This is a genomic window from Streptomyces sp. NPDC107550 (assembly GCF_055639095.1).
On sequence record NZ_JBVKBC010000008.1, the window covers coordinates 207,256 to 230,953 of the forward strand.

The 23,698-nt window shown below is 69.4% G+C and carries 19 protein-coding genes; 2 read left to right on the top strand and 17 right to left on the bottom strand.

The window, feature by feature from the left end:
- Nucleotides 1-42: 42 nt before the first annotated feature.
- The 15 genes from ACZ7LY_RS14440 to ACZ7LY_RS14510 form a co-directional block, all read right to left on the bottom strand.
- Complete coding sequence (locus tag ACZ7LY_RS14440) at nt 43-945, bottom strand: C2 family cysteine protease (RefSeq protein ID WP_471624892.1); 903 nt, start codon at nt 943-945, stop codon at nt 43-45.
- 280 nt (nt 946-1,225) lie between these two features.
- Nucleotides 1,226-1,879 (bottom strand): Pvc16 family protein, encoded by a 654-nt coding sequence (locus ACZ7LY_RS14445; protein ID WP_471624893.1) that lies wholly within the window; start codon nt 1,877-1,879, stop codon nt 1,226-1,228.
- A 96-nt stretch (nt 1,880-1,975) separates the two neighbouring features.
- Nucleotides 1,976-3,271, bottom strand: a complete 1,296-nt coding sequence (locus ACZ7LY_RS14450) for a COG1470 family protein (protein WP_471624894.1) — start codon at nt 3,269-3,271, stop codon at nt 1,976-1,978.
- Nucleotides 3,268-4,065: an NADase-type glycan-binding domain-containing protein gene (locus ACZ7LY_RS14455; protein WP_471624895.1), complete on the bottom strand. Its 798-nt coding sequence runs from the start codon at nt 4,063-4,065 to the stop codon at nt 3,268-3,270. The genes ACZ7LY_RS14450 and ACZ7LY_RS14455 overlap by 4 nt, the downstream gene beginning before the upstream one ends.
- 479 nt (nt 4,066-4,544) lie before the next feature.
- Nucleotides 4,545-5,213, bottom strand: a complete 669-nt coding sequence (locus tag ACZ7LY_RS14460; RefSeq protein WP_471624896.1) for a hypothetical protein — start codon at nt 5,211-5,213, stop codon at nt 4,545-4,547.
- A 24-nt stretch (nt 5,214-5,237) separates the two neighbouring features.
- Complete coding sequence (locus ACZ7LY_RS14465; RefSeq protein WP_471624897.1) at nt 5,238-7,205, bottom strand: putative baseplate assembly protein; 1,968 nt, start codon at nt 7,203-7,205, stop codon at nt 5,238-5,240.
- Between the two features lie 34 nt (nt 7,206-7,239).
- Nucleotides 7,240-7,662, bottom strand: coding sequence for a GPW/gp25 family protein (locus tag ACZ7LY_RS14470; protein WP_471624898.1), 423 nt, complete (start codon nt 7,660-7,662; stop codon nt 7,240-7,242).
- 4 nt (nt 7,663-7,666) lie between these two features.
- Nucleotides 7,667-7,957, bottom strand: a complete 291-nt coding sequence (locus ACZ7LY_RS14475; RefSeq protein WP_471624899.1) for a PAAR domain-containing protein — start codon at nt 7,955-7,957, stop codon at nt 7,667-7,669.
- A gap of 40 nt (nt 7,958-7,997) precedes the next feature.
- Nucleotides 7,998-9,797: a VgrG-related protein gene (locus tag ACZ7LY_RS14480; protein WP_471624900.1), complete on the bottom strand. Its 1,800-nt coding sequence runs from the start codon at nt 9,795-9,797 to the stop codon at nt 7,998-8,000.
- Nucleotides 9,798-9,876: 79 nt separating this feature from the next.
- Nucleotides 9,877-10,572, bottom strand: a complete 696-nt coding sequence (locus ACZ7LY_RS14485; protein WP_471624901.1) for a CIS tube protein — start codon at nt 10,570-10,572, stop codon at nt 9,877-9,879.
- Nucleotides 10,573-10,622: 50 nt separating this feature from the next.
- A complete protein-coding gene (locus tag ACZ7LY_RS14490; RefSeq protein WP_471624902.1) occupies nt 10,623-11,057 on the bottom strand; it encodes a phage tail protein in 435 nt (144 codons plus the stop codon).
- Nucleotides 11,058-13,788: 2,731 nt separating this feature from the next.
- Nucleotides 13,789-13,953 (bottom strand): DUF6760 family protein, encoded by a 165-nt coding sequence (locus tag ACZ7LY_RS14495; protein WP_471624903.1) that lies wholly within the window; start codon nt 13,951-13,953, stop codon nt 13,789-13,791.
- On the bottom strand, nt 13,950-14,426 hold the full coding sequence (locus tag ACZ7LY_RS14500; protein WP_471624904.1) for a hypothetical protein: 477 nt from the start codon (nt 14,424-14,426) through the stop codon (nt 13,950-13,952). The genes ACZ7LY_RS14495 and ACZ7LY_RS14500 overlap by 4 nt, the downstream gene beginning before the upstream one ends.
- Entirely contained in the window at nt 14,423-14,887 is a 465-nt protein-coding gene (locus tag ACZ7LY_RS14505) for a phage tail protein (RefSeq protein WP_471624905.1), read from the bottom strand. The genes ACZ7LY_RS14500 and ACZ7LY_RS14505 overlap by 4 nt, the downstream gene beginning before the upstream one ends.
- A gap of 104 nt (nt 14,888-14,991) precedes the next feature.
- Nucleotides 14,992-16,644, bottom strand: coding sequence for a phage tail sheath family protein (locus tag ACZ7LY_RS14510; protein ID WP_471624906.1), 1,653 nt, complete (start codon nt 16,642-16,644; stop codon nt 14,992-14,994).
- Nucleotides 16,645-17,607: 963 nt separating this feature from the next.
- Between ACZ7LY_RS14510 and ACZ7LY_RS14515 the strand changes: the two genes are divergently transcribed.
- Together ACZ7LY_RS14515 and ACZ7LY_RS14520 are read left to right on the top strand one after the other, a co-directional pair.
- Nucleotides 17,608-18,231, top strand: a complete 624-nt coding sequence (locus tag ACZ7LY_RS14515; RefSeq protein ID WP_471624907.1) for a hypothetical protein — start codon at nt 17,608-17,610, stop codon at nt 18,229-18,231.
- 131 nt (nt 18,232-18,362) lie between these two features.
- Nucleotides 18,363-20,402, top strand: coding sequence for an ATP-binding protein (locus tag ACZ7LY_RS14520; protein ID WP_471624908.1), 2,040 nt, complete (start codon nt 18,363-18,365; stop codon nt 20,400-20,402).
- A 128-nt stretch (nt 20,403-20,530) separates the two neighbouring features.
- On the opposite strand, the gene ACZ7LY_RS14525 is transcribed toward ACZ7LY_RS14520, so the two are convergent.
- Nucleotides 20,531-22,303, bottom strand: coding sequence for a glycoside hydrolase family 3 protein (locus tag ACZ7LY_RS14525; protein ID WP_471624909.1), 1,773 nt, complete (start codon nt 22,301-22,303; stop codon nt 20,531-20,533).
- Between the two features lie 11 nt (nt 22,304-22,314).
- Entirely contained in the window at nt 22,315-23,604 is a 1,290-nt protein-coding gene (locus ACZ7LY_RS14530) for an MFS transporter (protein ID WP_471624910.1), read from the bottom strand.
- Nucleotides 23,605-23,698 lie beyond the last annotated feature (94 nt).

Sequence of the window (23,698 nt, forward strand, 5' to 3'; positions counted from 1 at the left end):
GCCAAGGACGGCATCGCCGGCCCGTTCGTCGGGATGGACGCCTCACGCCTCGCCCGCTCCGGCTCGCTGCACGCTCCCCCAATAGCCGACATACTTACGGGCAGGCCTATCCGGAGCCAGCGTCTTCGCGGCGTGACTCACCCGCGGGACAGGTTTCCGCGATATGGACATGGAGTCAATTTCTCGCATGTCCTTCTCGGTGATCGATATGGCCCGTCCGTGAGGGTCGTAGAGCTCTATTTGGTTGTTTGTGGTTACTCCGACAGCAGCGTGCGCATGATTGGGTGCCAGGATACGGCGCCGGTCGGATGAGACACGGGTGAAGATCTGGCCGTGGTGGATGGCAAGGGCCAGGTGGCGGTCTTCCGAGCGGGTGCCCAGGACGACGAGATGGCCGTCCGTGACTCTCTTTTTGATTCTGTTGAATAGCTCTCTTCTTCTCAAGTTCTGTCTGGTCGCGTGGCCCATCGGTGCGGGTCGTCCACCGGTTTCCCGTTCGCCGGAATAGGAGGGGTACGAGTCCCCGATGACCTCGTAGACTTCCCCGTCCTTACTCCTCAGCGAAAACTCCGCGGCGGGGTATCCGAGCAGGGCCATTCCCTCCGCGCCGGTTCCGGCATCCAGCGATCCGTATGAGGATGCGCCGGACGACACGGTCTTTGCCGCCGCCTTTTCGAAGAACGCCACCCAAGTGCCGGCCCGGCTGTCGGCATGCGCTATGTCCTCCGAGTCGAGCAGGAGGCGGCCGAGCCACGTCTTGTGCACGGTGTGCAGCATGGGGCCCACATCGATCTCGCGGTCCAAGAGAACCCGTAGACGACCGTCGGCCTGCTTGGAGACCCGCTGGGTGATCTCGATCGGCGACCGGGCCACCAGGGCGGCCAGAGCCGCGAGGAACCAGCAGTCTCCCGCTACCCCCTGCTTGATGTCGTGGAGCGTCGGCATGGGGAAATCGTCCAGGTACCGCCACAGCGGAGCGTCGGAGAAATCCCGGTCCACGACCTTGTACGCCAGCCCTGACCACCTGATCAGGTCGGGATCGGCTGCGACGGAGTTGCGCCGCGTCAATTCATGAGTTCTCGGCGTTGCGGTGCGCCGGGTCGTGTCGGATGTGGAAAGAGGGCGTCTGGAGTCGCGCTCCAGGAATTCAGAAAACACTCGCAGAGACTTTCAGAGCGGGCTCATGTAGGGAGACTCGGCCGGCAAGCCTGGGCGGCCGGACGCGTCAGCTGACCTCTTTGATGCTGCGGCGCAAGCGCGGTGCACGTCGGGTGGCTGCCCGGTGGGCCTGGTCCTGGGCGGGGGGCTCCGGGTTCAATCGCGTGGTCTTCAGAGCCAGCCCCCGGATGGGCTCGCTCTCCACCACCGTGGCCGGACGGGCGACCGGAACCGTCACCAGCAGGTCCAGTACGGGCCGGGCGGGGGTGCCCAGCGCCGACCAGAGTTTGGCGGCAGGGGGCTCGGAGCCTTGGGGAGTCTCGCGGAGCTTCAGTGAGAGCGGGCCCGTGCCGGTGAGCTCAGGGGGAGGGGGCAGGTGGTCGGTCGCCACGCACCATTCCAGCAGCAGTCCCAACAAGCGGTGCTCGTCGCGCGGGTTGTTGCCCCACACGGTGAGGGCGTACCCCAGTTGGAAGTGGCGGGTGGGCTGGTTGTAGCCGACCACGACCCCCGACTCGTTGATGATGCTGGCGTCTCCCGACTGACGCTGGGCGGTGTCCTCCTCGACGCAGTGCAGAAAGAGGTTCACGGAGAGGGTGGAGCGCCGAGTGGCCCAGTCCGTGTTGGGCGTCTCGAAGGCGATCTGCGCGTTGATGCCGCGCAGCGGGCCCTGCCGTAGCTCCTTTTCAAGCGTGTCGTCTATTTGTTGGACGATGGTCACTGTGCATGGCTCCTGACGGATTGGTAGGGGCAGGCGAAAGGAGAGGAGGGGGAGGGGAGGGGAGGGGAGGGGAGGGGAGGGGAGGGAGGGCGACGGTCAGGACGAGTCCGTGGAATCCTCCGGCTCCGAGTTCGGCCCCCGCAGCGGGACCAGCTCGCCGACCACCACGGCCGTCGCCGTACATGTGACGGCCGGGGAAGCGGCACGGGCGTCGGCATCGGCCGGCGGCGCCGGGCACTCCAGCCGGAGCGTGAGCGACTCGCCCTGCCGCAGCGACAACGGAGCGGGCGGCGTGTAGTTCGTGGCGTTGTTGACGCCGGTGCTCTGCAACTGCTGCTCTCCGGCGGTGAGAAAGACCTTTCCCGTTTCCGGACCCGAAGCGCTCAGCTGCACCACCTTGATCAGGAGCCGGTATCCCTTCCTCACCGTGTACCGGGCGGTGGGTTCGTCCTGTGCGGTATCGGCGGCCAGCGATGTCTGGAAGCGCTTCTTCTGCGGCGCCTTCGCCGCGTCCTCCTTCTGTTCCGCCTTCTCCTGCTTCTTCTCCTCCGCTTTCCTCTCGCGGTCCTTCTTCGCCTCCGCCTTGCGTACCGCCTCCGCCTGCGACGGCCCGCCGGCGGACTCCGTGCGCGCCGACGGGCCGTCGCCACCCAGCGGGGAGACCCACACGGCGACGGAGGCCAGCAGGACGCCCGCGAAGGCGATCAGCCATTTCAACGCCGCCTTCGACAACAGCGGACGCTGGCGGTGAACGAACGAGACCGTATGGTCGCCCCCGTCGTCCCATCTGACGTGGACATCGGTCCGCCACTCGACCGCCTTGCCCACGGGTACGGGTCGCGTCATACGCACCATCAGACTGATCCGGGCCCGCTCCCGCGGCATCAGGTTCAGCCGCGTACGACGCAGCTTGGGCCGTACCGGGTCACCCTCGTCCTGCGGCGCCGCCCGCAGCCGCACGCTCGTCTGCGTGTTGCCCAGGTTCTCCAGGACGATGAGATTGCTGCTCCACAGAGCCCCGCCCGTCCGCTTCCGGACCGGCTTCGACTTGATCTCGTGGAACGCGCCCACGTGGATGGCCGCTTCGGGGACGGCCACCGCGTCCGGCTGCTGCACCGAAGCGACTTGAACCGCGAAAGTCAGCCTGCCCGGAGCCAACTCGCTGTCCCGGGGCAGCGCCAGCGGAATACTGATCTGTTCGTGCGTACCCGGGTACACGGACAGGTGACCGAGGTCCGCGGCGATGCCCGGCCAGCCGGTCGGCGGCCCGATGAGCCTCAGCCGGTAGGCGTCGACGATCCGGCTCTCGTTCCAGACGCGCAAGCGTGCGGTCAGCGAGCCACCGGGCACCACCACGTCGTCAGGGACCAGCAGTTCGGCCCGTACGTTCATGAGGTCAGCCGGCCGAAGAACTGGATCTCCGCCATGGCGACGGGCGCACCGGATTTCAGCCCCGGATGGACCGCCTCGATCAGCACCTGCACCGAGACCACGTTGTCGATGCCTAGAGGGAAACTCTGCGGGCCGGGCTGGCCGTTGAGCGAGATCCTCCTCTCCACCGTCCCCTGATCGGTCGTGCCCACCGTCATCTTGATCCGCGTGGGCCAGCCCGCCTCGAAGAACTGTTTCGGCGCCTTGGACGCGCCGTTGATGATGATGAGAGACGCCAGCCGGAACGGGGTGCGGAAGTCGGCCTCCCACGCCTGGCCGACCGCGTCGTCCCCGGTCTCCCGTGGCGCCCACGCCCGGTCGTCGAGCCCGTCGACGGCGAGCTCTGGCTCGAAGCCCTTGGCGGAACTGGAGGCGGATACGGAGTCCGGGGCGACCGCCTGCTGTGTCTGGAACCGGTCCTTGATCGCCGGTACCGCGCGCCATGCGACCGCCGCCCCGTTTCCCAGGGAGATCCCGGCGACCATGCACAGCGGCAGTGCCGCGACCAGGACACCCAAGCGCCGGTCCCAGTGCCAGATGTCCGGCCGCTCCAGATAGTCCTTGCTCAGACGTTCCCACCGGGTGAGACACGGAGGTTCGGCTTCGGGCACTGGGCGGAGCTCGGCCCCGCAGGGCTGGCAGTACGTCCGTACATCCGAATTGGGGCCCTTGCAGCGCGGGCACGCGACCATGCCCGGGATCCCGCCGAAGCCTCCGGGCAGCGGCGCGCCGCCCTGGTCGTCGGGGGCCGTCACCCAAAGGACCACATCCCCGCTCACGACGTGGGGGCTCGGCTGTAACTGGTCGGGAGCGAGGGGCAGTTCGGTGTATTCGGCGTACGGGTGAGGCACGTAAGGCGAGTTGGCGGCAGGAGGGGCTGAGGGCGGGCCAGGAGTTTCCGGGCGGAGACGGTCCGTCGCCGAAGTCCCGTACGGCAGGGCCGGAGTTGACGGAGGGGAGCCGCACGGCGATAGGTGCCGCGTGGCGTCCTCGAGCCGGGGATCCGGGAGTGCCGGGCCCGCCGGTGCCGGTGGGGCGAGCTCCTCGGCCCCGGGCGGAGCCCCTCCCGGAAGCGGAGCTGCCACGGGCGAGGCCCCGGCGCTGTCCCAGGCCAGGTACGCCCCGCACGACAGGCAGAACATGGCGTCCGGTGCGGATGCCGTGCCGCAGCCCCCGCAGATGTTCTGCTCGTCGGGGAACAGCCAGCCCCGGCGGTCGGACGAAGCGGCGCCCATCAGCGCGAGCCTTCCGCAGGCCCGCGCTCCGGCAGTGATGCCTGTGATCCCCCGCTTGTCGCAGGTGTCGTACCTACCATTGTTTCCGCGCACTCCGTGACCGTGACCACGGCCGCGACGTGCGCCGGAAGCCACTCGCGGACCAGGTCCGTCACCTCCCGGGGTGCCTCGGGACGGCCCGACAGCATCCCCAGCGGGAGCAGCACCCGAACCTCTGCCCAGGCGCCTGCCGGAGACGGCACCGGCGGATCCTCCGGCCCGGCGGAACAGTGCGTGCCCCCCGATTCGGTCAGTTCGACCCGCCCTCCCAGCACGTGCTGGACAAGCAGGTCGAGGCCGGTCCGGGTGCCGCGCATCCCGTGCAGCCGACGGCCGAGCAGCAGCGCGGCGCGCCGGCCTTCGAGCCCCACACAGTCGGGCAGCCGGGTGTTGCTCCAGCTCAGCATCCAGGAGACGTAGTCGTCCGGCGCGGTGTGCGGGCTGAAGTAGGCGTCCAGGCAGTCCAGGGCGGTGATCAGCGGAGCGAGCGTGTCGTCGAACCCGGCGATGAAGCGGTCGGCGAAGTCGCCCTGCCGGTAGCTCTCCGGGAGGACGGCGCGCAGCGACCGGCTCCCGGGCACCAGCGGCGGAACATCCGGTACGCGGCTGGGGGTCGGCGGTGTCTCCATGGTTTGTGCCTCCTCATCCTTCCGCTAGCGGGCGTTCTTGACGGCTACTTGGTGACGGAAGGAGAGGAAAAGCGCCTCCGGGCCGATGTCGATGCGGTCGGTGGCGGGGTGCCGCTCGCCGCTGTCGAGGTCGGCCGGGTGCATCGCGAGGGCGGTCACCGTGTCGACTCCTTCGCAGTGCGCGACGACGGCGTACGGGTCGCTCAGCCGGAGCGCGCGGCCGAGCGGCCAGCCCGACCGGTTGCTGGTGCGCCGCTGGTACGGCAGCGGACTCAGACGCTCGTACAGTCTGTGCAGCACTTGTTGCTTGACCGCCTTGTGATCGGCGCCCTTGACCGCCTCGACCTCGACCACGACGGTGACGCCCTGATACGCCGGTCCGCTGACCGAGACGGAGACGCCCAGCGGGCGGGCCGCTTCCACGGCACGGCTCGCGGCGGCCAGCATGTCCGCGGAGGGCAGCAGCTCATGCCGGTCATGTTCCTCGTCCGGGCACCGGACCTGCGGGACGAGCAGCACCCTGACCAGGCCGCCCGGACCGGCGCCTTCGGACGCGGCCCGCGGTGTCACGCACTCGATGCGGCCCGCGTCCCGGCAGGCGGCCGACACGATGGAGGTGTAGTCCTCGGCGGTCACGGCGCGCTCCTGGTTGCGCAGCCAGTGCCCCGCCCGGTGCCGTACGCTCTCCACCGTTTCGGCATCCACTCCGCCAGTGGCGGGACGCCGGTTCTCCACCCGTGAGATCAGCGCGATCGGGGTGCGCAGCACGGTCAGGGCGGACGCGGCCACGTTGCCGTCGCGGCCCCCGCCGTGCCGGTAGGGGCTCGCCGTGATCCGCGCGCCGATCTCCGGTACGGCACCGTACTGGCGCATCTCGCCGTCCGGGCGCCGTACGCACGGGCCGAAGCGGACGGTCCCGCTCACCTCGTCCACCGTGACGTGCCGGTCGGTCGGCGAGGACCGGTCGAACGACTCCACCGTCTGCCACATCTGCCGGCCCCCCTTGGCGTCGACCGCCACGGAACCCAGTGACCCGGGGATCAGGGGCGGGCGGTGAAGGGTGAAGGTCTGGCCCGGCGTGCCGTCGGAGATGCCCAGTTCGTCATGGGGGATGGTCTCGCCCTCGACCGCGCGGGTGGTCCCGCCGACGGTGTAGACCTCCATGGCGCTGATCTTGGGTGAGCCGGAGTACGCGGGCTGGCCGGGCGCGGAATCGGTGACCCGGCAGCGCAGCCAGCCGGCTCGCCGGCGTGCGATGAGAGAGGCGGTGTGTCCGGCGGGCAGGTGCAGTACGGTCTCGCCGGGCCGGTTGAGGCCGCCCGTGCCGTCGCTCTCGATCTCGCAGGGTTCCCAGCTTTCGCCGCACCAGGCTTCCCAGACACGCGGCGGGTGGCGCGGGTCCACGCCCACGCCTTCCGCGCGGCACTCCATCCGTACGGTGACCGCGCAGTGCGGTGCCGCCTGGTCCAGGCCGACCAGGAGGGCGTCTCCGGGCACGGGCGGTTCGGAGAAGCAGGTCACCGGCTCGCCGGCCTGGAAGCGCTCGGTGAGGAGCGCCGGCGCGTGCCCCAGGGGCGCGGTTCCGATGTGGTGCAGCCCGGTGGGCACGATGTCCAGGGCCCGGCTGACCGTGAAGACGCGGGCGGGGGCGCTGCCCGTACGCGGGGTGGCCACCTCGGTGCCCACCGGCACGGCGACCTCACGCTTCTGCGGGGCGGACAGCCAGAACGTCAAGTCGGTGGCGGCTGCCCTGGGGGCGGCCAGCCGCACTCCCAGCAGGTCCAGAAAGTCCAGGTGGACCTTGTCCGGGATCCGGTTGAGCCGGTAGGAGAGCTGGTCGACCATGTGGGCGAAGGCCTCGATCAGCGCGACTCCGGGGTCGGACACGTTGTGGTCCGTCCACTCGGGACAGCGGCGCTGGATGAATCTCTTGGCATCGTCGACGAGATCCTGGAACCTGCGGTCGTCAAGGTCGGGGCTGGGCAGGGGCATCGTTCTCTGTCCTTGTAGTCCGGCGGGTGTCGCGTTACGGGGCGGGTTGTGCCGGCCCGCCGTCGTGGGCGGGGATCACGTAGAAGGGGTGGACCAGGTTGCGGCGGCTGTTGGTGCCGGCCAGGTGGTAGGTGACATGGATGTCCAGGACCTCTTGGAGTGCGGCGGCCTGGACCACGCTGACGTCGTCGACGACGATCCGCGGCTCCCAGCGTTCGAGAGCCCTGCGCACTTCGTGGCCGATGGCGCCGCTGACAGAGGCGTCGAAGGAGCCGAAGACGCGGTCGCGTATCGCGCAGCCGAACTCGGGCCGCATGGGCCGCTCGCCCGGCTCGGTCCCCAGGATGAGCCGGATGGCCTGGTCGATGTCCTCGGCGCCGGCGCACATCGCCACTCCGCCGGAGGGACTCACCCCCAGCGGGTAGGCCCAGCCCCGGCCGGTGAAGAAGTCGGACATCCGCTCAGCCGCCGATCATGACAGTGGGGCAGCCGGCGACGATCATGCCGCCGCAGCCAGTGGTGTCGCCCATCGCTGCGGCGGGCAGGCCGCCGATCAGCACTCTCCGTGTGGCGACGACCGGGACGGGGGAGATCGGGGGCGTGTGGACGGGTCCCGCGCAGGTCGCCAAAGTGCCTGACACGGCAGCAGGTTGACCACCTATCAGGACGTCGGCGGCCATCGGCGGTCCTGTCACCACTCCGGTGGCGGCACCATGTGCGGTCGGGTCACCCACGCGCGCGGCGGCAGGCATCTCACGTTCTCCCTTCAGGAACCGTGCACTTGACAGCGGCTCAGTTGATCTTGACGAGGGCGGCGGAGAGTTCCGCGATCGTGACGCCCGAGAACTTGGCGGCCGCACCGGACGCGTTGAGCTGTCCGCCGGCCTCGATGTCGATGGCGGGACTGGAAAGCTCGATCTTCTGCTGGGCGCTGACGGTCACCGTCTCGCCTTTCAGGTCCAGGGGACCGCGGCCCGCGTCCACAGTGACTCCCTCGGCTCCGGTGATCGTGACGCCGCCGTCGCTGTGCACGGCGATGAGCGTGCTGTGCTGATCCATCGTGAGTTTCAGCTTGCCGTCGCCGGTGACCAGCGTGGCTCCCGTGCCCTGGCTGCCCGCGTCGAGCAGTTCGAGCCGGTGGCCCTCCTTCGACCCGAACGACCGCCGGTTGGCGGTGCCCTTGCTCTCGTCGACCAGACTGAGCGGGTGCGAGGCGATACGGTCCAGCCCGTTGTAGAGACCGCCGAGCACATAGGGACGGTCCAGGCTGCCGTGCTCGAAACCGACGAGCACCTCGTCGCCCACCTCCGGGAGCACGACACCGTTCCCGCGACTGCCGGCCAGTTGGACGGTGCGCGCCCAGTTGCTCTCGTAGTCCGGGTCGAGCCAGGGCAACTGAACCTTCACCCGGCCCTGCTTGCGATCGTCCTTGATGTTGACGACCGTGCCCGGCATCAGCCCGTGGAAGCGGCGCAGCCCGGTCTCGGAGTCCCCGGGGCGTCCGCCGGCGGTCCGGTCCGTCGCCTCGTCGACGGTGAGTTCGGTCAGATAGCCGGAGTCCGGGTGGTACTCGTGGCGTACGGCGGTGACGGCGAAGCGCCCTTCGACCTGCTTGCCCAGACCTTTGAGCGTCACGGCGGACCACAGCCGCAACCGCGGTTCGCCTCGCACGACCGCGCGCAGCCGGGGCAGAGCCGCGGACACCTCGCCGGCCATGGCCTTCGCCACGTTCTCGGCCTCGTGCTGGGTGCCCCGCGGCAGCCCGGCGAGCAGCAACGGTTCCCCGCGTACCGTCTCCGGCAAGGCCTGCCACGGCGTATCTCGTGCCGGACTTGTCGACGGAGCCTGTCGCGCGACGAGCGGCTTCTTCCGCTCGGGGTCCCAGGCGCGCACGGTCACCCCGGTCACCTGATCGCGCAGGGAAGCGGAGGACGAGACCTTGACCAGGTTGTCTCCGAACTCCAGGGCGACCGGGCTTGTCCCGGCGGGTGGGTCCGTGGCGGATTCATCGGAGGCGTCGCCGGGCGCGGTGAAGTGCAGTTTTCCGTCCCGCAGATAGAGGTCGCGGCCGTTCTCGCGGGCGAGGTGCAACAGGAAATCCCAGTCGGACATGGCGGGCTGGGTGAGGAACTCGTACACCACACCGGGATCGTCGATGTCTCCGGTGCGTACGCCCGCCGCGTCGGCCACCTTCTGGGCGATCTGCCCGGCTGACATCTGGTGGTAGGCGCGTACGCGGGTGCCGCGCCGTAACCGGTGCGCGTGGTCCCTGGCGCGGACCACGATGAGTACACCGCCGCTCTCGTCACTGCCGCCCGCGGACGCCCGCATCTCGCAGTCCGTCACTTCCCCTGAGAACAGATCATGGCTGCCGTCGGCGGAGAACCCGGTCAGCCGTACGGCGCTGCCGAGTTGGACCCCCGTCGCGTCCAGCAGGCCGGCTCCCTGGGGGTCGCGGAAGCCGAGTTCGGCGGTGGCCGAGGTGTGGCCGCTCTCCGCTACGGAGGCCCAGGCCAGGTGACTGTCGTAGGGAGGCGGCAGGCGTCGGTCGTTGATCCAGATGTCCAGCCCGGCGGTGTGACGCCCTGGCATGTGCGTGGTCCTAACTCTGCTGTGGGGAAAAGCTGTTGAGGAAATGCTGTGGAGGATGGGAGCTCTGCGTCTGCGGCTGTCAGCGGCCGGCGGGGGAGGGGAGCAGCAGGCTCAGGCCCGGTTTCGCCTTCGAAGGGTCGTCGATGCCGTTGAGCTCGGCGATGGCGCGCCAGTCGGAGGCCCGCCCGGTGGTGCGGAAGGCGACGGACTGCAGGGAGTCGCCCCGCACCAGGACGCAGGACTGCCGCGATGAGGGAGACCCCGAGGTCGGGTTCTGCCCCTGTGTCGCCGTACCGATCTCCTCCAGGGAGATCTCACAGACCGCTCGCAGTGGCTCGCCGTCCGCGGAGAAACGGGTGTAGGTCGCCTTGACCGAGCTGAGGAACGCGATGAACGACGCAGACTCGAAGCTGCCCCAGCGGAACCTGACCCAGGGCGGGGAGGGCCGGTCATCGAAACGGCTGCCCTCGGTGGGGGTGCAGCAGCTCAGCAGCGTGCTGACCCGGACGTCCACCGACTTGCCCCTGCTGTCCTTGCCATCGAGCACCACGGTCATGGCGAGCACGCGCGGCTGGCTGCCGGTGAACTCCGGTACGGACGTGTACTGGGCGAGGCGTGCGTTGTGCCGTGCCCAGGAGACCTCCTTGACCAGGGACAGTTGGGCCGGGTTGAACTGGAACTCGATGTGCTCCCTGATCGGTCCCGGCCCGTCCTGCATACCGGTCGGGGGTGCGTATATCTCGAGATTGGCCTTGACCATTTTCTTCTCAGGCATGCTTTTCGCTCCCTCGGTGGGATCGGGTGAAGTGGGCCGGGGGACCGTTGTCAGGCAGTGCCGGGGCGGAAGAATCCGCCGTGCACGAACTCGATCTCCTCCAACGCGATCCCGCCTGCGGCATCGAGGCTCGGCCCTCGCCACGCCACGGGCATCACGTCGTGCAGCTCCCACTTGGCCACTTCCTCGCCGTTCTCGCCGAGGCAGGCGATCTGACCAGTCAGGCGGTTCGGCGCGCGCACCGACTCCTGCACCCACTGGCACACGTCCATCGCGGCGGCGGTCACCGGGCGGGTCACCACCAGCGGTGCGTACCTGATACGGGTGTTGAGGTGGACCGGCGAATCGTTGACGCCGCCCTCGGTGACCTCGTCGACCTCCACGGACAGGGCCAGCCCGCTGCACCGGGTGAAGAGGCCGAAGTCCTTGCCGTCGATGGTGAGCGCGAACCGGTTGACCGCCAGCGTTTTGGGGGCACCAGACATCGTCTATACCTCTACTTCCTTGCTGGACCTGGCGAGAATTCCCGCTGGGATGCCCCACTCCTGCGCTGCCGCTCCGTGGCCGTGCGCCGGCTCGTGATCACGCGCCGGGGAGATGCTCGCCGCGCGGGCGCGGGGCGTAGGCGCGCATGCACCGATGCGCCGGAACACGGGTCGTGCGGCGGCGACTTGCGGCCGGTCGTCCGGGCAGGGGGGAACCGCCGGAGGGGGGTCGTATTCGGCGAACGCGGAGCGCGCCTCGGCTGGCGGGTGCGTGGGGTGGATCGGGTGCGTCGGGCGTGCCGGGTGTGTCGGGTTTGCTGGATGCGCCGGGTGGGGCTGTGGTGTGCCAAGCGGCGGTCGTTGCGTGCGGCCCGCGATGACCCACGCAGGGGGCGGCCCGTCGGTACGAGCCACTGCGGTGTCGTCCTGGCGGACGGTGGTCGGCGTATACGCGGAGGCCCTGATCCAGGGCATCTGCTTCAAGACCGGGCCGCCGCGCACGGTCGTTCCGAGGGCAGCCCGGATGGGCACCGCCTCGGACGCCGGCGCTGGCGCAGGTATCGGCTCCGCCTCCGGCGCCGAAAGGGCCAGACCGAGAGTGCTGGTGGCGCCCGACCTCTCCGCATGTCGCGGCGCAGACACGCTGGTGCGATCACCGACGCGCCGGGCGGCGACCACCGCTCCATCCACCTCGCCGTCAGGCAGGGCGGAATCAGGCGCGGCCGTTCCGGCGGCCGTCGGCACTTCGTGTTCGGCGTCGCCCGACGCGAAGGGCGCGGTGCCAGCCGCTCCGATGTCCTGGCTGCCGCTCCGCAGAGAGTGGGGGATACACGTCTGTGCGCCGGTCCGCGTCGCTCCCCGCCATTCGCGGTTCGAGGTGGCCGCAGCGCCGTCGACCTGGGCGACAGGGCTGGGTGTCCCGTCCGGACGAGGGCTGGATCGCTTCGGGGCTGCACCGGCACCGGCGTCCGACCTTCCCCGCCCCAGGCGAGTTCCGCCACCTGACGCGATGGCGCGTGCATCCGCCGCAGCCGTGGACTGGCTCCGGTCCATGGGCTCTTTCCTGGGACCGGAGCGGCTCGCGTGCAGTTCGCCCGGGGGCTGGAGGTCCGAGGTCCTTGCGTTCATGGGCACAGGAGCCTCGCGGCGAACCGGCTCGCCTGCCGCGAGTGTGTATGTGTGGGCGTGCTCGGCCGGTGCGTCCAGGTTCCGCGCGCCGACCTGGTGTGGGTCTGCGATGTGACCGCCAGCCGTGCGTCGTTGAGTGCGCCCGGATGCGGCCAGCTTGTCAGCAACGAGAGGTGGGCTGACAGGCTCATCCGTGGATGAGAGGACGAGCGGAGCAAGTTCCGGCTCGGTCGTGGTCGAGGGCTGTGCGGATCCGACCTCGTCGGAACTCAGCGCGCCTCGGGACTGCGTGACGGTCGAACCGCTCGCCGACGTGGAGCCTTCGCGGTAGACGTCACGAGAACCACTGGCGGGCGTAGCGCTCGCCTCGTCGCGCGAGTGCCGTCCGGCTGCGTCGTCGGTAGCATTCACGGCCCCCGCGGAAGGCACCGAGGGCTCTTGCTGAACGGCTGCCTCCGTCCTCTCCTTCTCGGAGGATGACGTCAATCCACGGGACTGATGTAGCAGGCGTTGTTCAGCGGAGCCGCGTGCACCCTCATCCGCAGCCGTTGTGGACACCGGGCGGGCCGGGGCCGGGCGGCCTTCGCGCGCTGAGGGACCCTCATCCGTTGAAACCCGGGGGGAACCGGTGCTGACCGGCCGTGTCGTGCGGCCGGGATGCCCGCTCGTACTCCGTGAGCCGATGAACAGGGGACGGCCGTGCTCCGAAGCAGCGGGGGTGGCGGCAAGCCCGCCGGGCGCCGACGCCACGGACCCCGACCCTCGGAGCCCATGGCGCTCGGGCTCATGTGCCCGAGCCGGAGCCGGAGCTGGTGCCGGCACCGGAGCCGAAGCAGAGCGGGACGCGGCGTCCCGGCATCCCGTCTGCCGGACGGAGTCAGCGACAGAGGGGGAGGACGCCTCCGACAGCCCGTTCGCGTCTCCTGCCTGATGTGAACGTCGGCGCCTAAGCAGCGTGGCCCGTGCCCGCAGGGCGAATCGGGAAGGACCGCCCGCTGCACCGTGGCTCGATCGAACGACGGGCGCCGAGACCGCCCCCTGAACATCGCCCCCGTCGACCGAGTCGGAGTGCGGTACGAGAAAGGGTGAATCCCCCGAATCCTGTTGGCCCTTGGGCTCGGCCGGAGCATCGAGAACACCGTCTTCCCGGTGACCAGCCCCACGTAAGCGAGAGTGCGATCCGCCGAAGGGCGCCGGCCCGGTGGCGCCCGGCACCTCCTGGTGCGAGATCTCAGCGCACGCGGCATCACGCGGCACGCGCCAGTACAGCCCGACCACGGCACGATGCGTCCGCAGGCCCGTGGTGTTCCACAGCCCTCCCCGGAGCCGGAACACCCGCGGCGGATCAGGATCGATCACCGTGGAGAAGGCACCCGTGAGGCGGTGGTCCCGCCAGGCGGCGAGGTCATCCGTGGTGCGCGCAGCCTCGGTGATCGGGCGCAGCCCGCCCACCGTCCTGATGCGCACCACGTCCGGAAGCACGACGGGCGGCGCGGGCAGCGGTACGACGGAAGAGGTGCGGGACGCGACCGCGTCGCGCACCGCGGGCCCGGCCGCTGTACGACGACGGCGGCCGCCCGCCTGGATGATCCAGCTCAGCATGTCACTGAGTCCCGTCCGTAAGAAGCTGGTTGATGAGGGTGATCTGCTTGATGTACGCCTGCCGTTCGATGTGCTCCATGTCGAGCAACTCGGCGTAGGGCCAGTGGAAGTGGTGGGCGACGTACGCGATCTCGGACCGCAGTGCCTCAGCCGCGTACGTCGTCATTCCCCCAGGCGGCTGCCCAGGTCCACGTCGAACTCGTGGCGGCAGGCGGGACAGGCTGTCGTGGCCAGCGAGGTGCCGTCCGTATTGATCTTGTTGTAGAACCCCTGGAGGAAGGCCAGGTCCGCGGCGAAAAGACGCTCGACGACATCCGCGTCCACCTCGGCCAACGTACCGAGCCGCGTGATCAGCCGGCCGAGCAGCACGACCGACAGATAGGCCGGGTTCTCGCGCACCCGAAGGTCCGTGAGCGGCAGCAGCTCGTCGCGGGCGGTCGCCAGGCGCATCACGCCGTCCCGGTGCAGATTCCCGTCACGGTCGACGTAGCCGCGCGGCAGGGTGAAGGGGAACTCGGTGCGCAGGCCCCCGGGCCCCGGGTCCTGCCTCGCGGAGTTGTGCGTAGGGGCGGGCGCGTCGCCCGGTGACGCCTCCGTGGAAGCGAGCGGCGCCCCCTCGACCACGCGCCCGCGCCTCATGCGGCCATCTCGATCCGCTCGCACTCGATGACGAAGGTCTCGTCGACCATCTGAGTTGTGCTGTCCGAGCTGAGATCGCTGGCGCTCCAGGAACTGACCCAGGCGTTGATCAGGTTGATGGTGAGCTTGTCGCCCGAATCACCCTGGTCGGTCATGAACACGATGCTCGCCGGGGTCTTCTTGGCGGAGACGTTGGCGCCGTAGACATCCTGGATCCACTTGGTGACCTCCGGACTCTTCTCCATGCCACGGGTGACACGGATGCTCGGGGTCTTCGGGGCACCGGCGGCCTTGATGATCGACCAGTTGCCCTGCGCGTCACAGGTGGTGGTCGAGCGCACCTCGACGCCGATCTCCACTCCGCTGACGCTCCTGAAGTGCTCCAGCTTCAGTCCGTCGAGTTTGAACGTGAACCGGCTGGAGGCGAATGCCGAGCCGACCTGAGTGTTGTCCTTGGCCATGGTCGCTCCTTGATGAGTGAGTCAGAGAAGTGAGAGATGAAGGAGTGCGAAACGCGGCGAAAGCTGCCAACAGGGGCAGACCGCGTGTGGTCTGTACGCGGGAACTACTCGCCGCCGGTCCCCGACAGGGACTCCTGCGAAATCCGGAACACGACGAACTCGGCCGGCTTCACCGGGGCGACGCCGATCTCGCAGACGACCTGACCGGCGTCGATGATCTCCGGGGGATTCGTCTCGGCATCGCACTTGACGTAGAACGCCTCGTCCGGGCTGGCGCCGAACAGGGCGCCCTTGCGCCATTCGTTGTTCAGGAAGGCGCTGACATTGCGGCGGATCATGGACCACAGGCGCTCGTCGTTGGGTTCGAAGACGACCCACTGCGAGCCCAGATAGACCGATTCCTCAAGGTAGTTGAAGAGACGGCGGACGTTCAGGTAACGCCAGGCGGGATCGCTGGCGAGAGTACGGGCGCCCCACACGCGGATGCCGCGCCCGGGGAAGCTGCGAATGCAGTTGATGCCCGCCGGGTTCAGTTGCTCCTGTTCCCCCTTGGTGACCTGGATACCGAGATCCACGGCGCCCCGCAGGACCTCATTTGCGGGCGCCTTATGGACGCCGCGTGCCTCGTCGTTACGGGCCCAAAGGCCGGCCACGTGGCCCGACGGCGGGACGAGCAGCCCCTTGCCGCTCACCGGGTCGGCAACCTGAATCCACGGGTAGTACAAGGCGGCGTACTTGGAATCGAAGCCGGCCTCGTTCATGCGCCACTCGTGGACCTCGGTGGGTCCCATATTCGGCAGCGGATCGAGGATGGCCATCCGATTGGCCATGCTCTCGCAGTGGTTGACCATGGCCAGTTGGACGGCCTTGACCTGCTCCCGGCTGACGGAACCGCGCTCGAAGGCGGCCATCAGGTCCGGAGCGACCACCATGGTGACGTCGTCGATGGCCTCCAGCCCTGACAGGCCGGAACGGTCGGCGACCATGCCGATGTAGCTGCCGACGAGGTCCGTGGTCGCGGCACCGGCGCCGGAGGTGTCGGCGGCGGGCGGCGCAGGCAGGGTGAGAGTGGTGGAATCGGGCAGGGCCAACTCAGCGCCCGCGGTGGCCGCGACCGCCTCCATCGCCTCCACCCGTACGAACCGCGAACGCTCCTTGACCTGCGTCACCACGTACGCGGACGAGGACTTGTCGGCGGTGACGTCGAACGTCTCGGCAGCGGCGGAATCCACCTTGACGGTCAACGTGAAGAGATCGCTGCCGGCTGAGGCGTCCGTGTCCTTGGAAGCCGAAGCCTCGTCCCCTTCCTTGGCAGCGGCCGCCGTCGACTTCTTCGCCTTGGGAGGGCTCGGCTTGCGCTGCACGTCGATCGTGACGTCGTGGCCGGCCGCGGCGGGCAGAGCCATGACGCGGAAGCTCCCGAGCGCCTGAGCCTGGGCGGCATCCAGCGGCCGGGCGCTCTCGGGAGACTGCCCGTCCGCGCCCTGCGCCGGTCCGCCGCCGACCCGCACGACGTAGCAGTCACCGCCGCCGTTGGAGAAGTAGCCGTATACGGAGTGCGCGAGATAGGAGTCGTCGAGGAAGTCGCCGAAGGTCTTGGCGTACTGGCTCCAGTTGGTGATACGTACGGGCTCATTGAGCGGTCCCTGCTCCGCGAAGCCCACGAAGGCCGCCACGGCTGTCGCCACGCCCTCCACCGGCCGTGAGCCATTCGTCGCTTCCTCAACGAACACGCCCGGGGACAAATAAGTCGCCACCCAGCACCTCTCTTCTGATTGATTTCCCGCACACAGGAGCCTGCTTATTCATGGATAGTGAGGTTCCCGTCGGGTGGTAATGGAAAGAAAAACTGAGCCCGAAGGCGTTCAAGTCAGTGCCCCTCCCTGACGTCGCCGAGGTGAGGGACTGGAGGGAGAGGCCGAGTCGTGTTACGTCGCCGGCGCGTCCAGAGAGGGGCCGCGATTTGCATGAACTCTCGGGGGTACTTCCTCAGCCTGCCCCGTCCATAGTCAGGTAGGTCGGGGCAGGCTGAGGAGCCATTGCCGAATGGCCGTGGTGGAGTTCGCCCGCTGAGAGCGGTGCTCGTCCGTGTCGCCGGGCGCGGCACCGGCTGCCGGGGGTTCACGCCGGTCCGCGTCCGGTAGTCGTCCGTCCGACCTGGGGGACTGCGGGCCGGGGGGCGCAAGTAAAGCGGTGGCGGGCCACCTCGTGCGCCGCTCACCGGGCCACGGCGGCACAGTCGCTTCCGGTGCACGGCGGATGCACCAGGTCCTCGGCTGGGTAACTCTGCTGCCCGCCTGCCGTCCATTGCTTTCCTGCCTACCGTGTCAAATCGTGAAAGGGATACGACAATTGAAGTGAAGTCGCTCCTGCTTGGAAGAAACCAGGGTGATCGCGTACGAGCGACTTCATGAGAAGGAGGGACTCGACTCCCCGGATGGCCCTTGCGGCGGACGCTGCCCGGGGGCCTCTCCTCTGTCCTGCCTGATCCCGTTATAGGACTGTATTGGGTCACATCTGAAGCCGGTCGTAACGAGACCTTAAATAGCCCTTAAAGGTCCACGGCGGGGTGAAACGGTCGGAGATCACGGTCGACGGGGCGGCGCTGAAAGCTCGCCAAGAGGTATGCGAATCGCATGTAGGGACTTTCGTCCCTGGAAAATCGGAGGGGGAAAAGTGCTTGATGTCATCGTTACGGCCGTCGCATAGGGGAGGCAGACATGGGTGACGATTTCCAAGCTATGGAACGCAGGGGCGCCAAGCCCACCAGTACGGGGCGGGCCACACCCGCCAGTAGTCAGCAACACAGCCAAGAGCAGGCGCAGATGAGGCTGCCCGCCTACTTACAGGCCTGGCGACGTCACGCGATGGGGCTGGCGGCAATCATGCATGCGCCCGTGCCTGCGGACGGAAGCCGTCCGCGCGAGGAGGCAGTCGGGTATTTGCAGAAAGTGATGTGGGATGCTCGGGCCGCCGGCAAGATCGGCGCGGAGCGCCATGTCGGTGACGATCTCGCCGCGTGCGTCGAGGGATTCCGCCTCGCCTTCGGCGAGCACGGGTCCGGGACGATCGACGAGACGTTCAAGGACCCGTCGCTCGTCCCCACCCTGCTCCGCCCCTCGTCCAGCTACGCGGCTCAACGCGACCTCGCCGAGCGGGAGTCCGGAGCCTGGCGGGCCATCCACGAGGAAAGCCCGAATGTGGCAACCGCTGTCGCGGTGCGGCTGACGCCGCAGGAACGTGTCGCGTTGCAGCGGTGGACGGGAATTCTGATGGGGTTGCCCCGCAGCCCCGACGCCGTTCCGAACATGCTCAAGAACGCGGACACGCCTCCGTGGCTCTGAAGCCCGTAGCCGAACGGGGCTGCCGGCACCACCGACCGGCACCCGGGAAGCAGGCCAGGTGGCCCCCGGGCGCTGGTCGGCTGCTCCCCTGAAACAGCCCACAGCCGCGCGGGCTCGGTACGCCACAACCGTTGCCCGCCGCGCAGTCACATGCCGATCCGATCCGATTCGATACGACAGGCGTCGCCTCCGTGCCCCAAACACAACCAAGCTTTTCCACTCCGGTGGAGGGCACCGCTTCCATGAGCCCGAGCCTGTTCCAGGAGCGCCTCGAGGTGGCTGAGGCCCGGCTGCGATGCCTCTACCTGCGCAGCCAGCATGACGCCACGTTCGAGGAGGAGCAGGCCAGGGACCTGACCGAAGACCCGTATGAGTGGCCGGACGCGGAAGACCTGCTGCGCCTGGCGGACGGCGGAGACCGACTGGCTCATGTGATCGCGGAATTCGGGCTCGGCACGCACGAGGCGGATCTGCTGGTGACCTGCCTGCTGCCCGAGGTCGTCCCGGTGTGCGCCGTCGCATTTCGCGCCTTCAGCGGGCTGCCGACGGCCCGGCCCACCGTCTCCGACGTCCTGGCCGTCGCGGGCATCAGCCCTCCCAAGGCGCTGGCCGACGGACTGCTGCGTGACGGGTCGCCCCTTTTCGAGGGGGGCCTGATGAAGTACGAGAGTCCCGACACGATCTTTCCCGAACGGGTCCTGAACGTGCCCGACCGGGTACTGGACTTTCTGGTGGGCGGCAACACAGGGCGCCGTCCCGGCGGTTGCCGTTGGCTGCACATGCTGCCGCCGACCGTCGACGACGCCCGCGTCGCTGATCCGGACGGTGTCCGTGAGCTGCGGGAAGCTCTCGCCGCCGCCCCCCACCGCACGCGCTTCCTGCGCCAGGGCATCGACGGGGAGGCGCTGCCCGTATGCAGCGCCGCGCTCGCCGAACTCGGGCGCATCCCCCTAGTGGTGGACCCCGATGCCCTCGTCGCCGGAGAGGGCACCCCCGCTCAGCTCGCCGCACGGGCCGCTTTGGAGTCACGCCTCCTCGGCGCCGCACTCCTGGTGCCCCTGTCGCCGCCCGGCACGGCCCGATCCGAACAGGACGACCTGCTGCGCCGCGTGACCGCACTCTTGGCCGGCGCCCCACTGCCCCTCCTGCTGTACGGAAGCCAACCCTGGGCCGCGTACGAATGGGACACGTTGGACCATGCCGAGACCGATCTGCGCCCGGCCGGTAGCGGCCGAGCCGGCGAGCAACTGGGCGTCGCCGCGTCCGCGGCCGTGGACCGCGTCCACTACGCCTCCGCCCTCCGGGGGGCCACCCCCACCAGGGACGAGCTGTCCGAGGCCGCGCGTCGGTGCTCGGCCTCCGTGCTCGACTCCCTGGCCCGGCGCATCGTCCCCGAGATCGACCGAAGTGACCTTGTCCTGCCGGCCGCGGTGGCGGCACGCCTGGACATGCTCGTGGCCCGGGTGCGCCACCGCGAGTCGGTGTTCCGCCAGTGGGAGCTGCGGAAAGGAGGCGGCCGCGGGCGGGGCACGGCGGCCCTGTTCGCGGGGGAGTCCGGGACAGGCAAGACCATGGCGGCGGAGGCGGTGGCCCGTGAACTGGGGGTCGAGCTGTACGCCGTGAGTCTCCCGTCCGTCGTGTCGAAGTACATCGGCGAGACCGAGAAGAACCTCGAACGCATCTTCTCCGCCGCGGAGAACCTGGATGTCGTCCTCCTCTTCGACGAGGCGGATGCGATGTTCGCCAAGCGGAGCGAGGTGAGGGGTTCCAACGACCGGCACGCCAACGCACAGAGCGGATACCTGCTCCAGCGCCTCGAGTCCTTCAGCGGCCTCGCGATCCTCACCACGAACCTGCGCACCAACATCGACACGGCCTTCACCCGCCGTCTCGACGAGGTGGTCCACTTCGAGAGCCCCGGCCCGGAGGTGAGGGCCTCGCTGTGGCGCTCCTACCTCGGCGATGCGGCACCGACTGACCTCCCCGTCGTACGGCTCGCCCAGACCTACGACCTGGCGGGCGGCAGTATCCGCTCCTGCGTGGAAAGCGCGGCATTCGCAGCCGCCGCCGGGGGGCGGGCAGTGACCGCAGAAGACGTCCTGCAAGGCATCGAGACCGAATACGGCAAGCTGGGCCGCCTCTTCGTCCGGGACGGGCAGCAACTCCCCTGACCGAGAGCCGCTTCGGCTCCGCCCGTGCCTCGGCCTGCCGGTAAAAACTCCACCGGCAGGCCGACGCGCTCACCGAAGCCCGGAGCCGGCGCATCTTCCAGAACAAGAAGTGCTCGGATCGTGAGGCGTTACAGGCTCAGGCCCGCCCCGTACGGGAAGAGGGGGTCCTCCGTGTCGTTCGGGACGTCGGGGCGGGAGGCTGCCACCGCCGCCATGGAACGGGGGAGTTCGAAGGGGAGGCGGCCCTCGGGCCTGGCGCGGCCGAACACGATGTCGAGCAGGGCCTCGTCGCTCGCCCCGTAGTCCGCGATCAGGGCCACCGCGCGCTCCGCGATCTCGGGGATCACCGCCGCCCGCTCCAGATTGACGCAGACCACCGTGGGCACCGTCTCCAGAAGATCCAGGATCGGCTTCAGGTCGGCTTCGGAGAACTCCAGGCTTCCCGAGTGGAAGAACGACTCGAACTTGTTGTCCCGTGCCTCGTACGGCGTGCGCAGGCGCAGCACGGCTACCTCCGCTTCGGCCGGAGTCGGCGCCAACTCCGCGTACGTGCCCGCCACTTCACCGGACATGTTCTCGACGTACAGCTTGGGGCGCCCCCTCAGAGGCAGGACGTGGCGCGTGTTCTGCAGCAGCGTCAGGGAGCGCCGCTGGGCCCGCGCCCCGGCTTCCGCGAAGTCCGCGCGGCCGACGGTCTCGGCGGCCCGGTCCTCGTCGACGTACGGGTCGTCGAAGAGACCGAGGGCGAACTTCTGCGTGAGGACGCGGCGCAGCGACTCGTCCAGGCGCCGCTCCGGGATCCGGCCCGACTCGACCAGTTCCACGACGAGTTCGGGGCGGGCCTCGCCGCCGAACTGGTCGCAGCCCGCGTCGAGGACACGCGCCGCCCGCTCGCTCTCGGTGAGATGTTCCAGACCCCACGCGCGAGCCTCGTGGTGCTCACCGAAGATCTCCGCGTCGGAGATCAGGCCCCAGTCCGTGCAGACGATCCCGTCGAAACCGAGCCGCTCGCGCAGCAGGCCCTGGACGACTCCGCGGTTGAAGCCGAAGCCGACCTCTTCCCAGTCGGTGCCGATCGGCTGCCCGTAGTACGGCATCATCTGCGCGCAGCCCGCGGCGATGGCGGCCTTGAAGGGTTCGAGGTGCAGGTCGCGCATGTCGCCCCGGTAGACCTGCTCCTTGCCGTGCGGGAAGTGCGGGTCCTCGCCGTCCTTCTGGGGGCCGCCGCCGGGGAAGTGCTTGACCATCGCCGCCACCGAGGTACGGCCCAGTTCGGCTCCTTGCAGACCCTGCACGTAGGCCCGTACGAGCTGTGAGGTGAGGGCCGCGTCCGAGCCGAACGTGCCGCTCTGCCGGGACCAGCGCGGTTCTGTCGCCAGGTCGATCTGGGGGTGCAGGGCGACGCGGAAGCCGACGGCCAGGTACTCGCGGCGGACGGTGTCCGCGAAGTCGAGAACCAGCTTCGGGTCGCGCAGGGCGGCCAGGCCCAGCGGCTCGGGCCAGGCGCTGAACGCGCCCGCGTTGAAGGAGGCGCCCGCGTTGTCCGTGAAGGCGTGGCGCGGGTCCGTCGACAGAGTGACGGGGATGCCGAGGCGGGTGTCGGCGGCCATCGCCTGGACGGTGTTCTGCCAGCGGGCCATGGCCGCGGGCTCGTACGTGCCCAGGAGGTTGAAGTGGGTCATGTGCCGGCCCTGGACCATGCCCGTGGTGCTCAGGGGGACCATGCCCGGGTCGCCGTCCTCGACGGTGCCGCCGTCCGGGTGCATGGCGAGCATGGTGTGGAAGAGCTGGCCGGCTTTCTCCGCGACCGTCATCCGGGAGATGAGGTCCGCGACCCGCTGCTCGGTCGAGAGCTCCGGGTTCTGGTACGGGTGGCCTTCGTTGCGCACGGTGAACTGCATGATAAGTAGCCTTACTTGACGCTGCGGATGAACTGGACGGCGAACGCGCCGAGCACGCAGGCGCAGCCGCCGAAGAGGAACAGGGCCCCGTAGTTGCCGGTGCCGCCGCCGATGGCGAGGAACGCGGGGGCGACGATCGGGACGAGGGACTGGGGGAGCGCGTTGCCGATGTTGAGGACGCCCATGTCCTTGGCGGCCTCGTCGGGGTTGGGGAGGACCGCCGCGGCGAGCGCCACGTCCACCGACAGGTACAGGCCCTGACCGAGCCCGAAGACCACGAGGGCCGTCAGGAAGAGGGGGAAGGAGTGCGCCGTCGCGATCAGCGTCAGCCCGCCCGCGATGAGCAGCGAGGCGCCGAGGACGTACGGCTTGCGCCGCCCCGAGCGGTCGGAGAGCTGCCCGCCGATGAGCGAGCCGACGACGACCGCGCCGACCATGGCGATGGTGCCGACGAACTGCTTGGCGGCGACCTCACCGTCCTGGTAGCCGAGCCGGTCCATGAGGAAGTACGTCTGGTACGAGGTCACACAGGCGATGCCGACGAAGACCAGGAAGCGGCCCGCGAAGTTCCAGGCGAAGTCCGGGTGCTTGCGGGGGTTGACCCAGAAGCTGCGCAGGAACTCCTTGAGGGAGTACGGAGCGAACGCGCCACGCCGGGCAGGCCGGTCCTTCATCACCGCGCACAGGGTGACGACCCCGGCGAGACCGAGCAGGGCGGGGACGATGAACGCGAGCGCGAGGTTGGCGCTGAACGCGTTGGCCAGACCGCTGCCCGCGATCATCGACAGCGAGGTCATCATGCCGACAGTGCCGGAGACGCGGGCCCGCTGCCGCTCGGGCACGAAGTCGGGGATGCCGGCGGTGACTCCGGTCATCGCCGCGTTGCCGCCGACCTGGGCGAGGGCCCAGCCGAGCATCAGCAGCGGCACGTTGCCGCCGAGCGCCACGACCAGAAGACCGGTGAGGGCGACCAGCATGCCGCCGACGAGCCAGGGCCTGCGGCGGCCGAGCCGCGAGGTGGTGCGGTCGGACAGGCCGCCGACCACCGGGTTCGTGATCATGGCGAGGATCGCGCCGAGCGAGAGGACCTGGCCGAGGGCGGCGCCCCGGTTCGCCTCGGGCACGATCTGGGCCACGCGCAGGGCGAGCGTCACCATCACCGGCGTGAGCAGGGTCATCATGACGCCGAACTGGGCGAAGGCGAGGCCGAAGACCAGCTTTCCGGAAGCGGGCTCCAGCGGTTCGGGGGAGGAGGGGGCCGGGACGCGGGCGTCCGGCGCGATGTCGTGGATGGCGGCCATGGCGGCTCTCCAGGGGGCGGGGGCGGCTCCTTTGCCGACCCGGTGGAATCACCGTAGAAGTGAAAACCGAGTAGGCGCTAGGTATTCGCGGGGT

Coding starts and splice junctions, on each gene's coding strand:
- ACZ7LY_RS14515 (WP_471624907.1), top strand. CDS start 17,608: ATGGGTGACGATTTCCAAGCTATGGAACGCAGGGGCGCCAAGCCCACC.
- ACZ7LY_RS14480 (WP_471624900.1), bottom strand. CDS start 9,797: ATGCCAGGGCGTCACACCGCCGGGCTGGACATCTGGATCAACGACCGA.
- ACZ7LY_RS14460 (WP_471624896.1), bottom strand. CDS start 5,213: ATGGAGACACCGCCGACCCCCAGCCGCGTACCGGATGTTCCGCCGCTG.
- ACZ7LY_RS14450 (WP_471624894.1), bottom strand. CDS start 3,271: ATGAACGTACGGGCCGAACTGCTGGTCCCTGACGACGTGGTGGTGCCC.
- ACZ7LY_RS14485 (WP_471624901.1), bottom strand. CDS start 10,572: ATGCCTGAGAAGAAAATGGTCAAGGCCAATCTCGAGATATACGCACCC.
- ACZ7LY_RS14505 (WP_471624905.1), bottom strand. CDS start 14,887: ATGGCCAAGGACAACACTCAGGTCGGCTCGGCATTCGCCTCCAGCCGG.
- ACZ7LY_RS14530 (WP_471624910.1), bottom strand. CDS start 23,604: ATGGCCGCCATCCACGACATCGCGCCGGACGCCCGCGTCCCGGCCCCC.
- ACZ7LY_RS14495 (WP_471624903.1), bottom strand. CDS start 13,953: ATGACGACGTACGCGGCTGAGGCACTGCGGTCCGAGATCGCGTACGTC.
- ACZ7LY_RS14475 (WP_471624899.1), bottom strand. CDS start 7,957: ATGCCTGCCGCCGCGCGCGTGGGTGACCCGACCGCACATGGTGCCGCC.
- ACZ7LY_RS14525 (WP_471624909.1), bottom strand. CDS start 22,303: ATGCAGTTCACCGTGCGCAACGAAGGCCACCCGTACCAGAACCCGGAG.
- ACZ7LY_RS14465 (WP_471624897.1), bottom strand. CDS start 7,205: ATGCCCCTGCCCAGCCCCGACCTTGACGACCGCAGGTTCCAGGATCTC.
- ACZ7LY_RS14470 (WP_471624898.1), bottom strand. CDS start 7,662: ATGTCCGACTTCTTCACCGGCCGGGGCTGGGCCTACCCGCTGGGGGTG.
- ACZ7LY_RS14440 (WP_471624892.1), bottom strand. CDS start 945: ATGCCGACGCTCCACGACATCAAGCAGGGGGTAGCGGGAGACTGCTGG.
- ACZ7LY_RS14500 (WP_471624904.1), bottom strand. CDS start 14,426: ATGAGGCGCGGGCGCGTGGTCGAGGGGGCGCCGCTCGCTTCCACGGAG.
- ACZ7LY_RS14490 (WP_471624902.1), bottom strand. CDS start 11,057: ATGTCTGGTGCCCCCAAAACGCTGGCGGTCAACCGGTTCGCGCTCACC.